This window comes from Lysinibacillus sp. UBA6686 (assembly GCF_002455205.1).
Taxonomy (GTDB): domain Bacteria; phylum Bacillota; class Bacilli; order Bacillales_A; family Planococcaceae; genus Lysinibacillus; species Lysinibacillus pakistanensis.
In genome coordinates, this window is record NZ_DKJS01000018.1 from 45,311 (window position 1) to 58,389 (window position 13,079).

A 13,079-nucleotide genomic window follows, 5' to 3' on the forward strand; every position below is an offset into this window, starting at 1 on the left:
GAGAAATGATATGAAGCATCCTATTAAAATCATGCAAATAGGTGATGGGAATTTTATTAGAGGCTTTTTTGACTTAGCAGTTGAAAAACTACGAGTCCCTTGCAGTATCGTTTCAGTCGCAGCAACAGCAAGAGGAAAAACAGTTAAACAGCTAGAAGAACAACAGTTGCAATTCACTGTGATGGAACGTGGGTTAAAAAATGGTGAGGTTGTAGAAGAAGAAACCACTATTAAGATTATTCAAGATACTATTCATCCATATGAGAACTGGCATACATTTTTACAATATGCGCAGTCAGAAACATTAGAAATGATTGTGTCTAATACAACAGAGGCAGGTATTTATTACGAAAATATCCCATACCCTACTGCCTGTCCAACAAGCTATGCAGCAAAGTTAACAGTCTTTCTAGAACAATATTACAATCATTTTCAAGGTGAAAAACAATTGGCAATTGTGCCTCTGGAATTAATAGAACAGAATGGCTCTACACTAAAAACGATTTGTCTACAGCATGCCAAAGACTGGAACTTGCCTATAGCATTTAATGACTGGCTCGCTACTTTAACTTTTTGTAATACACTAGTAGACCGTATTGTAACGGGTTATCCACAAGAGTATCAGGGAAAGGATGCCTTATATACAGTTTGTGAACCCTATTTCTTATTTGTGATTGATCAGAAAGAGCCTTTTAAATATTGGCCAACATGTCTTGATTTACCTTTTGTTTTTGATGATTTAGACATGTATCGGAAACGCAAAGTCGCCATTTTAAATGGTAGTCATATTTTGCTTTCAGCATTTGGCAAAATTTATAATTATACAACCGTAAGAGAGGCATTTTCTAATGCAGGCGTTCGAGCCTTTATTGAAAAAGTAACAAACGATTTTACACACCGATTCCAAGTAGATGAACGCTATCAGCAAGATGTCTTTGAACGTTTTTTAAATCCATTTATTGAGCATCAGCTATATGATATTCAATTAAATGAATTATCAAAGTGGCAAACACGTATTGCTCCATTTGCTGAAACAGAAATATACTATCAAGCTTTAGCATTAGGGATATATGCAATGAATCCAACACGCTTTTCCATGCGTGAATCCGATCAGGTTATCGAAAAGTTGGTTGATATCCATAACCATTTTGAACAGGGGCAGACAAAGCCAATGCAACAATTTATCGAACAGCATTTCCAATGTGGTGCAACCGAGGTGATTCAACAATTATCCACAATTCATAGATTATTGGAGGAAATAGTATGCGACAATTGATTATTAAAGAACCGTTTCATATGGTGGAACGTGAGGTAGACAAGCCAAGTATTGTAAGAAGTCATGATGTTCTATTAAAAATCACACATATTGGCGTGTGTGGAACAGATACACATGCTTTTGCAGGTGAACAGCCATTCTTTAGTTATCCACGTGTGTTAGGCCATGAACTAGCTGCTATCGTGGAAGAAGTCGGTGAAGCAGTAAAAGCCATTGAAGTAGGAGATCGTGCAACAGTTATTCCATACATCCATTGTGGGGAGTGTGTTGCATGTCGTCGAGGCCAAACGAACTGCTGTAAATCCTTGAAAGTATTAGGTGTACATATGGATGGAGGTATGGGTGAGTATATCGTAGTCGATGACAGTATTGTGATTACAGATAATGCAGTGTCAGGCGATCAATTAGCTATTGTTGAGCCATTAGCTATTGGTGCTCATGCTGTTCGTCGTTCAGAATTAACAGAGAATGATACAGTACTTGTCATCGGTGCAGGACCAATTGGGTTAGGAGCGGCACGCTTTGCTAAATTACGGGGAGCAAAAACAGTTTTAATGGACTTGAATGAAGAACGTTTAAAAGAAGGACAGGCATGGACGGAAGCAGATGGCGTAATTGTTGGTAGTCATGAGGTAATGTCCCAATTACATGAAAAATTTAATGGCGAACTTCCTACAGTTGTCTTTGATGCAACAGGCAATCAACAATCAATGGAATCTTCGTTCCAGTACGTAGAAAATAGCGGAACATTAGTATTTATTGGCTTAATGAAGAAGACGATTACATTTAACGATCCTGAATTCCATTCAAAGGAATTAACGCTGAAAAGTAGTCGTAATGCTACTTTGGAAGATTTTGAGACAGTCATGAACTATATGCAATCAGGTGCTATAAAGCAAGGCTATGTCACGAAAAATATTGCATTTGACGAAGCAATTTCTTACTTTGAGGCAAAACAGTACAATACGAATAAAGCCCAAATCTATTTTAAATAATGGGAGGATTATTTCAATGAATATTTCTGTACCAGTATTAAAAGAAATAGTTGTTCAAAAATTCACAGCTCAGGGTGTTGACGCTGAAACGGCGGCGCAAGTAGCAGATGTTTTGATTTATGCTGATTTACGTGGTGTCAGTTCTCATGGTGTTATGCGTGTGGAACATTATTTAACACGTTTAAAGGCAGGCGGCATAACGAAAAACCCAAATTTTTCAGTAGAAAAACGGGGCACAAATCACCTTCTATTTAGAGGTGATAATGGTTTTGGACATGTTATTTGTAAAGAAGCGATGGATGAAACGATTAAAATAGCAAAGGAACATGGTTCATGTACAACGATTATTCAAGAGAGTAGCCATTGTGGGGCACTCGGCTATTTCCTTGAACAGGCCACTAATGAAAATTTAATTGCTATTATGTGCTCACAAACTGACTCTGCAGTCGTTCCTTTTGGAGGAAAAGAGCCTTATTTTGGGACGAATCCAATAGCTTACGGTTTTCCAACAAACGATAAACCAATCATTTTGGATATGGCAACTAGTAATGTAGCACTCGGGAAAATTTTATATGCACGTGAAAAAGGAGAAACAATCCCAAATACATGGGGAGTTGACGCACAAGGGGTGCCAACTACAGACCCTCATCAAGTAAAATCTTTAACACCGTTTGCAGGGGCAAAAGGATATGGTATGGCACTTGTAGTGGATGTTCTTTCCGGAATTTTAGCAAGTGCAGCTTTTGGTCCACACATTTCAAAAATGTATAGCGATTACGAACAAAAACGCAATCTAGGACAATATTTATATGTATTAGATCCAAATATTTTTGGAGATATTGATCAATTCAAAGTAAATATCTCACAAATGATGAATGAATTACATGATGCTCCAACGGCACCTAATTTTGAACAGGTATTGGTACCTGGTGAAATTGAACAGAAATGTAGTGCGGAAACAATGGATAAGGGCATTGATTTACCAGAACAAGTATATAACTATTTGAATAGTTAACTTAACCAGTAAAGTATGCTATGCTACATAATACCAAGGAGAGTTTCCATATTTATAGGTAGGAGATTGATTTTAGTGAAAAAAACAACAATTGCCGATGTTGCGCAATATGCAAATGTTTCGAATAGTACCGTCTCGCAATATTTGAATAAGCGATATGAATATATGAGTGTAGAGACTCGTAAGAAAATTGAAGAAGCTATTGAAGCATTGCAATATCGTCCAAATTTAATGGCACGTAGCTTAAAACAGAAATCTACCTTTACGATAGGTATTATAGTAGCGAATATTATCCATGACTTTTCAACAAAAATTATAAATGCACTGGAAGCAGAGTTTGATAAAGAAGGCTTCCATATGATTGTATGTAATTCGGCGGATAATCCTAAAAAAGAAAAAAAACATATCGAAACTTTACTAGAAAAACAGGTGGATGGCTTGATTGTTTTTCCAACAGGAGAAAACAAAAATCTGTATGTAAGGCTTCACCAACAAGCGATTCCAATCGTTTTTATCGACCGTTTTATAGAGGGAGTGGATATTCCAGCTGTATTGCTTGATAATTTTTCAGCAATGAGTACGGCAGTGGAAACGTTTCGAAAGCACCCGTTAGCCATTATCACCACATCTTTAGCCTTACCAATTACTCCTCGTGTAGAACGTTTAGAAGGATTTCGCCAAGCACTTCTAAATAAAAATATGTTAGTTGATGAGCGATACATTAAAAATGGTGAACCAGTAGAGATGGAAGAAATATTCGATCAATTATTTGCATTGGAACAACCACCAAAGGGAATTATTGCTGCAAATGATCGTATTTTTCAAGAATTAATGATTTATATAAAAAAACGAAACTTACGTGTACCGAATGATTTACAAGTGATAGCTGTTGATGATGTGCCCTATGCAAATTTTTTAACTCCTTCCATTACCACCTTAAAACAGCCTATCCTACCGATGGCTCAAAAATCTGCTTCACTACTCTTTGCAAAAATCAAAAAAGAACAGATAACAGATGAACAAAAACTCTATCGCTTTAAGCCAATAGTCATTCATCGAGATTCAACTAACTAAAACAGCAACCCAAAGCTAGGAACTTAGCTAAGGGTTGCTGTTTTAAGTAATACTGATAATCCCCCTTTTTCTTGTTCAAATTCACGACTTAGCCCGATGCTTCTGTGGTAAAAAAAGGTGACTGTATCGTTCGAGACAGGATTTAGCTGTTTCATCATGCGACAAAGTCGTCCTATAGGGCTATTAATAAGCTTTATTATTTTTTATCATCTACCTAATTTTACTTATTTAGAGGCTGAAAAAATAATAATTAAGGAAACAAAAATTGATTTGTCTAAAGAAAATGGAATAAAGGGACTATATACAATAGAAAGTGTACATATCAACTCGGAAGACGGTAAATATTCGAAGAGAAAAAATCTGAATGAATGATCGATTTTTTACAAAATATAGGGCAAAATATTTAATGGTTATTAAATTTTTTATTGATGGCACTGATACTGTAGTTAAGGTGAGTAGTTATATCCCAATAAAACGGCTAACTTAAGGGACCTCCTATTATTTGCCTACCATACTTTTTAAAAGTGTGGGAAGAATAATTTTTAATTCGTAGTTCATACTAAAACAGATTTCACTTATGAAATCTATAATGATGAGGAGGATGGAAAATGAGTAGGTTTGAACAATTAGACCCCAAATCTCAAAAAATCCACCGCAACTGGTCAAGGATTAAGCATTCTAAATCTCAAGTAAATGGTGAAACGGAGATTACTCTCCACAACCGTATCTTGAGAAGTGAAGCAAAGGCCCGACAGTTTTAATCATGCTAGAAAAGTAAGTGTCATCAAGCCCAGAATTTATTCTGGGTTTTTAATTTGTAAGCTAAAATAGACCCAATTATTTTTTTATCTTCAATTATTTTGTAATTAATCCGATATAAACTCTAACGAATTTAAAAGGGAGAGGGGATTATAATGAAAATAACATCATATACAAATACAGTAAATTTTCTTCAAACCATCCATACTCCGTCTAAGGAAGATGGAAATCCTCAAGCTTTAAAAAAAGGTCAGGATGTTGTCACAATTGGAAAGGAAGCGCGTAGTTTATTCGATTCTCAAATTCAATTGCAAGAGGCACCGGAGGAGATAGCTCAAAAAATAACCTCTATGTTTAAGGATGGAGGGAAATTAAACTACGTAGAAAGTGAGGAGCAGCTGGCTATTCGTGCGGAACAGCAGGCTCGATTGGATGAGGAAATTGAACATAATGTTCTTGCCATCATCATCCCGCATATTCAAACAAACGAGAAACTTGTCAATAGCTTAAAAGGTGCAAGTCAGCAAGCACTCGATGCTACATATTCAACAATCTCTCAAAATCTCTTAGTGCATAATGTTGGCAATATGACGGAAGAACAGCGTCAAGCCATGATTTCACTTGGTTTAGAAAAAGCGCAATTTATTGCAGATAACTACTTACAGGGAAAACAGGCAAAAGATTTTATGGAGGCTATGACAACAATTGCAAAATTTGCAGTCAATGGCGTGAAAAATGACAATGGTACTGTTTCATATGCCATTGAAAAGGGGCCATTAGTACATGCACCGGATGATTATATTCATATAGATGATTTAGTAAAAGAGGCGTACCCTGAAAAATGGCAGAGATTTACAGATAAAATAGTAGCTGCTACTGAAAAACAGGATAAAGATGCGCTTGTGGAAGCATTCAAGGAATATAATCAATTGGTAAAATCGATTTATACAAATCAACCACATCTCGTGCAAGAAAAAATAAAAGACTATGGTAATTGGCAAAAAAACATTAAAAATACAGAGGTTTCAAAGCAATTTAGTCAATTAGATAAAACCTCTCTTTCCAATTTTATGGAGGATATCAAAACAACAAATGCTTGGTTATCCAATGAGTTTTTGGCAAAGGATTTAAAAAATTTCCAAAGATATCTGACTAGAAATCATTAATATCATTTAGTCTCCTTGATGTCCATATCATATTAAGGAGACTATTTGTGTTGCTTTTTTGAAGGGAGAGATCCTAAATGACAGAACAAATCAAAATTAGAGCTGCCACTGAAGAGGATGCTGAAAATATGCTGGCAATACAGAGTGAAGTTTTAGTAGAAGAAGATTTTTTAATCACTACATTAGAGGAATTTCAGCAAACGATTGGTGAGCAAAAAAAATGGATACAAGCAAAATTAGCAAATGAACGTGAATTAATCTTAATCGCACAATATCAAGAAAAAATAGTTGGTTGGCTTGTGTTTCAATCACCAAATCGAAAAAGATTAGCTCATACTGGTTCCTTTGGCATGATGATATTAAAAGAATATCGTGGTCTAGGGATAGGAAAACGTTTGCTTGAGAAGCTACTAAAGTGGGCAGAGCTCAATCCATATATTGAAAAGATTAATCTTGGCGTATTTTCAACAAATGAACGTGCCATTGCTCTCTATAAAAAGATGGGATTTGTGGAGGAAGGAAGAAAAATCAATGAAATTAAGTTAAATGATAAGCAATATATTGATGATGTTTTAATGTATAAGATGGTTTAATTTCATTAAATTGGCTAATCAAATTCTAGTTATAGACGTTTATAAAAAAACTATGCGCTTAGAGTATTAATTTCAACGCCTTTCCTTTTTCCATTAATACCCACCTGAAATCATTAAATATTTATCACCATTTACAATAACTCTGCCTTCTGGTTGAATAATATTTCTTCATTAGATAAAGTTAAATGTTTCCTTTTATTATAATAGTGTATAAGGTTAATTAAAAAGGAGAGAAAGTAATGAATATTCCAATTCCAACATATTTACAGCCATTTGCAGAAAATGTACAACATCTGAACGAAGTTGAATCACAATTACAGCTTTGTTCTAGCACTGGCAATCAACAATTTGAAATTTGGTATTTTGGTGATATGTTATCGCTTGAGGGGGAGGTAATGCCTTTCATTACAGGTACGACCGCTAAAATCGTTGCAAAGGATCCATTAACAGCAGAGGAAATTTTACTGTTTGATGGGACCATGCATGGCTATAATGCATTGTTTTGTGATGAGTATACAGAAGAGCAACGTGTTAATCGTTCACTTCAAAAATATAACATACCCGCAACAGAGATTGTATTATCATTTTTTTATAATATTGATTTCGATGAAGAAGTGGATGACTATGAGGTAGATGACCGAGGTTATGTACAACTGATTAGCGGAAAAACAGCAGACTGGGACACAATCAAAAGAAATGGCTATGATGCATTTGCTTTTTATTTCAAGAAAGAAGATGGGACGCTGTTAGCATTTGCACAGGAAGAATTAGCATAGTGAAGGCATGAGCTGTCTCACAATGCTTTTAAGAATAATATAGTTTAATTTCATGGGAAGGAAATATAAATAATATGAAAATATTTAATTTCACAAAAGAGTTTGCCAATCAAATTATAAATTATGATTCAGTAGACGCTTTCTATAAGAGGATAATGAGAACGGTAGAACCAACGAGTATTGGTTTTATGTATATAGAGCAGGGTGGTATCGTTGGCATGCATGAGGCTCCTGTTCCCCAGTTATTTATAGTCATTCAAGGTGAAGGATGGATTTGTGGAGCAGATAAGGAGAAGATATTTTTAAAGGCTGGAGAGGGTGTATTTTGGCAAACAGGCCAAGCACATGAATCAGGAAGTGACTCGGGATTAACAGCACTTGTCCTCGAATCTAAGCAAATCAATCTTGCATAGTCACAAATTGTAACGGAGTAAATTTTAGCTCCGTTACAGCTTTAAGCTGAGTTTAACCGTTTTTAATAAATCCCTTGCTTGATAAAAGTACATACCTCTTGTATTTTCCCACACAAACGATAAGTGACTTGATTTCTGAAAACATATGGATACCTAGCTGTAGTAGAGCTGAACCAATACATTGTCCTTGTTTCTTGTTTGATGACAGCTTCTCTTGGCAATTTCTTGCACGAATAAGATGTTATTCTCTTGCATCTGTCGTATAATTAATGTCAACACTTTCTACCATCGATTCCAATTTTTCTATTTATTGTAACATTAAATATGAAAGGAGATGACTTCATGCAAGTAGTTGAAAAAGCATTTGGCTATATTACAAGAGAGCATGAGGGGCAGTTACAGGTGCTAGTATTTGAGCAAAATACAGAAGGAGCCGGCATCCAAATTCCAAAAGGCACAGTAGAGGAAGGGGAAACACCGCTAGAGGCTGTAACTCGAGAGATGTTTGAGGAGACTGGCTTATCGCATTTAACAGTTAATGGGTTAATTGCTGAAGATTATTTTAATCATTATTCAGGCGCTTTACAAAAACGCTATTTTTATCATCTAACGACGAATGAAAAACGAGATACATGGCAGCATCATCCTACAGGATTAAACGAAACAGGTTTTATATTCTCCTTTTATTGGATAACAGATGAGCAGGAAGTGTCACTAGCAAAAGGGCATGGAGATTATTTGTATCGAGTAATGGCTCGTATTAATCATTAAGTGTATTTCCGTTATTGAAATCATTTGGGGAATCTGAAAACTAGCGAGGGACTAGGTTCACAAATTTTCAGTTTTATTACTAGCGCTTCTACTAATGTATAGAACATTCTATAGCCTATTTCTCCTAAAATTTAACACAAAAAAATTTAGGAGAAATAGGCTATATTAGCTAAAACAACCGCGTTTCTACCGCACTAATATAGGGTAAATAGTATAATAAAATAAAACCAGACCTTATATTTAGAGGATTTTAGTTTGATTATATATAATCAAGCTTTATAATCAAACTTTTATTTGTATATAAAAATACATCCATTAAATCTATATTGAGATAATGGATGTATTTTTTATTGTGGTCTTTTAATAAGTTTGATAATTTTCTTATTCCACAATCGGGCCATATAATTGAATAACAACTCCAAATAAAATTTTAGTGATTATGTTATTATTTAGTTAATTCGAATTGATGTACTCAAACTTACAAGATAATTTAAATTTAATAAATGATTGATTGGAGGAATGGTATGAATTTTAAAGGAAAACTGATAGCTACCGGGAATACAGCCAATCTATATCTATGGAATAATAAAATAGTAAAGATTTTCAAAGAAAATCTACCTCCCACTGAATCGTTTTATGAAGCTAAGAAACAAGAGTATGCATATTCATGTGGACTTAATGTTCCTAAAGTCTTAGAGGTTAGAAAGATAAACGGAATACAGGCAATAATAATGGAATACATTAACGGGGAAACCTTAGGACATCATCTATTAAAAAATCTAAATGAGGCTGAGCGATATATTAATGTCCTTGTTAATATTCAAAAAAGAATACATGAAGTCAAGGTAGAATCCGATGAAATTGAACTTATGGATATAAAAGTTCACCGTAAGATTGAATCGGCTCTATCCCTAAATCAAAGACAAAAAAAGGCGTTATTTAGTAGGTTAAACTCTTTAAAGTATGAACCTAGACTATGCCATGGTGATCTGCATCCATTTAATCTAATTATGAACGAAGATGTAGTTAGTATTATTGATTGGGTAGACGCTAGTGCTGGGGACATCCGTGCAGACGTATGTCGTACATATTTATTATTATCTCAGCATTCCATTGATTTAGCTGAGCTATATTTACAATGATATTGTTGCAATAAAAACATATCCAAAAGTGAAATACTCCAATGGATGCCAATAAGCGTAGGAGCAAGGTTAGACGAAATGGTATCTTCTGAAGAAAATAAACGGCTAATGAACATTGTCAATCAATTTTGTGATGGATAAAGCTCTAATATCCATATATTTTTAACGGGATACGCCAGCTATTTTTTTGAACTAACGAGGTAAGTGAGTAGAATAAGGAAACCTTTATTCCACAATCGGGCGCATTTCTTTAATAAGGAATGCGCCTTCCTCCATTTAAGGGCCCTATTGTAGAATAACTCTAAATAATTAATATGGATATTCATGTTGAAAAAATTAGAATGTTTTGAATTAGACATAAACAAAAATGTTAGCGAGAACGACAAGATAAAGGGGGATTCTGTTTGAGGTTTGTTCCAATTTTTAGAACTGATGGTTTTAGCTTTTATTAGCTCTAGAGTTTTGGACAATATCTTGGGTGCTCAATCTAATGATGAAACTATTATAGGTATTAGCGTTTTAGCTATCCAAAACACTGCGATCATCACTCTTTTAATTTATCTTGTTTTAAAGCAAAATTCAAAGAGAGCTGAAAATGGTCCAAGGGGAATGAAGAAAATAATGGAAGCCCTAGTTGGAAATACTCTATTGAAAAGGATTTCCACACCTGAGGACATTGCTGAACCATTTGTTATACACTTCTTCAAAAATCACTAACAGGACAAATCATATGTTAATGAATTGTACCCCAAAAATGGGTAGTAAAAATGATCAAACTTTTTTCAAAACACGCTCTTTCTTTTTGTTCGTTTTTTCAAGGTTATTAGTATTAATTTGATCATACTTTATTCTACAGCAACATTTAACGAAAATATACCCTAAGCGAATTTCAGCATAAAGCGAGCCATCTTTTTATTTTAAGAAAAAATATGGCTCACTTTATACTTAACTTTTCTCTACTATTCATAGCCAAAAAACTGTACAAAATAAAAATATCCCTAACTATTTTCAAGTATCTTTATTTATTCATAGACAACTGTATAAAGCCTTTCTTAGTGCAAGTTCTCTTGGTTCATTGGCCATGCCAAATCCATGTTTGTTCATCGCGTAAGCATAACCTAACTTTTCATCTGAATCGGCAAAACAGAATGATCCCCCTGCACCTGGGTGACCAAAAGAGCTTTCACTTCGCCCAAATTTTATATCTGGAAAGTGTTTCCAAAATCCTAAAGAATAGGCTATATTTATACAATTCACATGATCATAATACCCTGATGTCGGAGGGATAGCTCTTTTCCTTAATTCATTTATTGTTTCTTCTCTTAATCCGAGAGTTTTTGCACCACTAGCAAAAGCACCATAAATTTTTGCCATTGCTCTTACTTGTCCCACACCATTTCCTGAAGGGAATTCTATAGATAAAATAGGACGATGATTAAAATTATCATTTGCTACGAATTTTTTTGGATCTACTAAACTTCTAGCTACTAATGACTTTGTATTAAGAAAACCAAGTAACATTTTTGGTGGTAATTTGGTCATTCCTTTAAGTAATTGAATAGGATGGTTAATACCCTCAATCGTTGTAATTCTATCTTCCGAAACTTCAGCGGGCAGTCCTATATAAAACTCTGCATTTAGCGGTTTAGCTATTTCGTCGTAAAAAAAATCTTTTAGGGTACGATGTTGTGGATCGACTCTTTTAATGAGCTCTGCTATGAATGTCCCAATTGTCCATGCATGATATCCATGAAGTTTTCCAACCTCCCAATCTGGTTTACTTGCAGCTAGTGCAAGAGATAACCGTGAAGTATCTAGGTCTTCTAAATTTTCAATGTTAAGTGCATCAAGAGCTGATAATCCAGCTTGATGTGCAAGAAGCTGTCTAACTGTAATTTTCTCTTTGCCATTCTGGGCGAATTCAGGCCAATATGTGCATACCTCTTCATCATAATTTATGTAACCTCTTGAATGCATTAGACTTAACGCTAATGCAGCAAAGCCTTTTGTTGCAGAAAATACTTGAACTAATGTGTCCTCCTGCCATTCTGCACAAGTTTTCCGGTCTCGATATCCGCCCCATAAATCAACAACAGGCTGGTTATTAATAAAAACAGAAAAAGCTGCTCCTATTTCTCCTCTGTTAGTAAAATTTTTAATAAATTCTTCTTTCACTAATTCAAAACCGGGTGCAACAAAACCATGAATTGGAATATTACTTCTTTTTCTCATATTGCTTTTCTCCTTCTGAATAAGCCATCTCTTTACAAAAAAGAATAAATTGAATAAAATCAACTTAACAGATATATGACTAAAAATCAATAAATAGTCAAATAGAGAGGTGGCGTGATGATGGCTAGAATTACTGGTGAACAGAGGAAGAACAGACATGAAACATTACTCGCTAAGAGTAAGGAACTATTTATTCAGTATGGTTGTTCTAAAACAACTATTGATGACATTGTAAATGCGTGTGGAATAGCAAAAGGTTCCTTTTATTCATACTATTCATCAAAAGAAGAGTTGTTCTACGCAGTATTGCGAAAAGAGGAAGAAGTAAAAAATACTATTATTTCAGAAATTATGTGTGAGTCTCTACCTCCAAAAGAACTTTTAATTCGTTTCTTTGAATTATCTTTTAAAACTATAGAACAAAATCCATTTTTACAAAGTCTTTATCAAAGAGGTGAATATGATCGAATTGTGAAAAGACTTCCTAAGGAACTTCTGGATAAACATGCAAAGGAAGATTTAAATAGTTCTTTGGAGTTTGTGAAATTTTTACAGGAAAAAGGTGTTACAGAAGATGATCCCGAAGTACTTATTGGCCTTTTTAGGACAACCATACTAATTCCTTTACATCGACAAGAGATTGGAGAACCTACCTTTTCGAAGATGATGAAAAAGATGATCGAGTGTTTATCAGAAGGTCTAACAAAACATAAAGAGTAAATTTCATTTATTATAAAGTTGCTACTTTAGGGCTTTCATTTTCACTTCCATAAAATTATGATTCAGGGATGTATGCCAACAAGAAAAAAGGGAGATCGACCAGCATAATGGATAACTTACAACCAATTTCTAAATATCAGTTATATT

At 34.6% G+C, this 13,079-nt stretch carries 13 protein-coding genes and 1 pseudogene; 13 read left to right on the forward strand and 1 reads right to left on the reverse strand.

Annotated features, from left to right (window positions below; translation table 11 throughout):
• Positions 1 to 10: 10 nt before the first annotated feature.
• The 12 genes and pseudogenes from B2R82_RS04635 to B2R82_RS04690 all read left to right on the forward strand — a co-directional run bounded on the left by B2R82_RS04635 (position 11) and on the right by B2R82_RS04690 (position 10,697).
• Positions 11 to 1,276, forward strand: coding sequence for a hypothetical protein (locus B2R82_RS04635; protein WP_286923759.1), 1,266 nt, complete (start codon positions 11 to 13; stop codon positions 1,274 to 1,276).
• Positions 1,264 to 2,271 carry a zinc-binding alcohol dehydrogenase family protein gene (locus tag B2R82_RS04640; protein WP_286923760.1) on the forward strand — a complete coding sequence of 336 codons (1,008 nt, stop codon included), beginning with the start codon at positions 1,264 to 1,266 and terminating at the stop codon, positions 2,269 to 2,271. The genes B2R82_RS04635 and B2R82_RS04640 overlap by 13 nt, the downstream gene beginning before the upstream one ends.
• Before the next feature lie 16 nt (positions 2,272 to 2,287).
• Entirely contained in the window at positions 2,288 to 3,286 is a 999-nt protein-coding gene (gene allD, locus B2R82_RS04645; protein ID WP_286923761.1) for an ureidoglycolate dehydrogenase, read from the forward strand.
• Between the two features lie 75 nt (positions 3,287 to 3,361).
• Positions 3,362 to 4,360 carry a LacI family DNA-binding transcriptional regulator gene (locus tag B2R82_RS04650; RefSeq protein WP_286923762.1) on the forward strand — a complete coding sequence of 333 codons (999 nt, stop codon included), beginning with the start codon at positions 3,362 to 3,364 and terminating at the stop codon, positions 4,358 to 4,360.
• 608 nt (positions 4,361 to 4,968) lie between these two features.
• Positions 4,969 to 5,121 (forward strand): YpzG family protein, encoded by a 153-nt coding sequence (locus B2R82_RS04655; RefSeq protein ID WP_283868410.1) that lies wholly within the window; start codon positions 4,969 to 4,971, stop codon positions 5,119 to 5,121.
• 153 nt (positions 5,122 to 5,274) lie between these two features.
• The gene (locus B2R82_RS04660) at positions 5,275 to 6,285 is read left to right on the forward strand and encodes a hypothetical protein (RefSeq protein ID WP_286923763.1); all 1,011 of its coding nucleotides are present in this window, start codon (positions 5,275 to 5,277) and stop codon (positions 6,283 to 6,285) included.
• A gap of 77 nt (positions 6,286 to 6,362) precedes the next feature.
• The gene (locus B2R82_RS04665; protein WP_286923764.1) at positions 6,363 to 6,878 is read left to right on the forward strand and encodes a GNAT family N-acetyltransferase; all 516 of its coding nucleotides are present in this window, start codon (positions 6,363 to 6,365) and stop codon (positions 6,876 to 6,878) included.
• Positions 6,879 to 7,117: 239 nt separating this feature from the next.
• Positions 7,118 to 7,654, forward strand: coding sequence for a hypothetical protein (locus B2R82_RS04670; protein ID WP_286923765.1), 537 nt, complete (start codon positions 7,118 to 7,120; stop codon positions 7,652 to 7,654).
• Positions 7,655 to 7,809: 155 nt separating this feature from the next.
• Positions 7,810 to 8,067, forward strand: coding sequence for a cupin domain-containing protein (locus B2R82_RS04675; protein WP_286923766.1), 258 nt, complete (start codon positions 7,810 to 7,812; stop codon positions 8,065 to 8,067).
• Positions 8,068 to 8,409: 342 nt separating this feature from the next.
• A complete protein-coding gene (locus tag B2R82_RS04680; protein WP_286923767.1) occupies positions 8,410 to 8,838 on the forward strand; it encodes an NUDIX hydrolase in 429 nt (142 codons plus the stop codon).
• A 524-nt stretch (positions 8,839 to 9,362) separates the two neighbouring features.
• A pseudogene (locus B2R82_RS04685) lies at positions 9,363 to 10,121 on the forward strand (phosphotransferase family protein).
• Positions 10,122 to 10,412: 291 nt separating this feature from the next.
• Positions 10,413 to 10,697, forward strand: a complete 285-nt coding sequence (locus B2R82_RS04690) for a hypothetical protein (protein WP_286923768.1) — start codon at positions 10,413 to 10,415, stop codon at positions 10,695 to 10,697.
• A 309-nt stretch (positions 10,698 to 11,006) separates the two neighbouring features.
• Here B2R82_RS04690 and B2R82_RS04695 read toward each other — a convergent pair whose 3' ends face one another.
• The gene (locus B2R82_RS04695; RefSeq protein WP_286923769.1) at positions 11,007 to 12,212 is read right to left on the reverse strand and encodes a serine hydrolase domain-containing protein; all 1,206 of its coding nucleotides are present in this window, start codon (positions 12,210 to 12,212) and stop codon (positions 11,007 to 11,009) included.
• 120 nt (positions 12,213 to 12,332) lie between these two features.
• Between B2R82_RS04695 and B2R82_RS04700 the strand changes: the two genes are divergently transcribed.
• A complete protein-coding gene (locus B2R82_RS04700) occupies positions 12,333 to 12,932 on the forward strand; it encodes a TetR/AcrR family transcriptional regulator (RefSeq protein WP_286923770.1) in 600 nt (199 codons plus the stop codon).
• Positions 12,933 to 13,079: the final 147 nt, after the last annotated feature.

What these genes read in the sequence shown, in the direction of transcription:
- B2R82_RS04635 (WP_286923759.1), top strand. Translation starts at nt 11, where the DNA reads ATGAAGCATCCTATTAAAATCATGCAAATAGGTGATGGGAATTTTATT.
- B2R82_RS04640 (WP_286923760.1), top strand. Translation starts at nt 1,264, where the DNA reads ATGCGACAATTGATTATTAAAGAACCGTTTCATATGGTGGAACGTGAG.
- allD (WP_286923761.1), top strand. Translation starts at nt 2,288, where the DNA reads ATGAATATTTCTGTACCAGTATTAAAAGAAATAGTTGTTCAAAAATTC.
- B2R82_RS04655 (WP_283868410.1), top strand. Translation starts at nt 4,969, where the DNA reads ATGAGTAGGTTTGAACAATTAGACCCCAAATCTCAAAAAATCCACCGC.
- B2R82_RS04660 (WP_286923763.1), top strand. Translation starts at nt 5,275, where the DNA reads ATGAAAATAACATCATATACAAATACAGTAAATTTTCTTCAAACCATC.
- B2R82_RS04665 (WP_286923764.1), top strand. Translation starts at nt 6,363, where the DNA reads ATGACAGAACAAATCAAAATTAGAGCTGCCACTGAAGAGGATGCTGAA.
- B2R82_RS04670 (WP_286923765.1), top strand. Translation starts at nt 7,118, where the DNA reads ATGAATATTCCAATTCCAACATATTTACAGCCATTTGCAGAAAATGTA.
- B2R82_RS04675 (WP_286923766.1), top strand. Translation starts at nt 7,810, where the DNA reads ATGAGAACGGTAGAACCAACGAGTATTGGTTTTATGTATATAGAGCAG.
- B2R82_RS04680 (WP_286923767.1), top strand. Translation starts at nt 8,410, where the DNA reads ATGCAAGTAGTTGAAAAAGCATTTGGCTATATTACAAGAGAGCATGAG.
- B2R82_RS04690 (WP_286923768.1), top strand. Translation starts at nt 10,413, where the DNA reads ATGGTTTTAGCTTTTATTAGCTCTAGAGTTTTGGACAATATCTTGGGT.
- B2R82_RS04695 (WP_286923769.1), bottom strand. Translation starts at nt 12,212, where the DNA reads ATGAGAAAAAGAAGTAATATTCCAATTCATGGTTTTGTTGCACCCGGT.
- B2R82_RS04700 (WP_286923770.1), top strand. Translation starts at nt 12,333, where the DNA reads ATGGCTAGAATTACTGGTGAACAGAGGAAGAACAGACATGAAACATTA.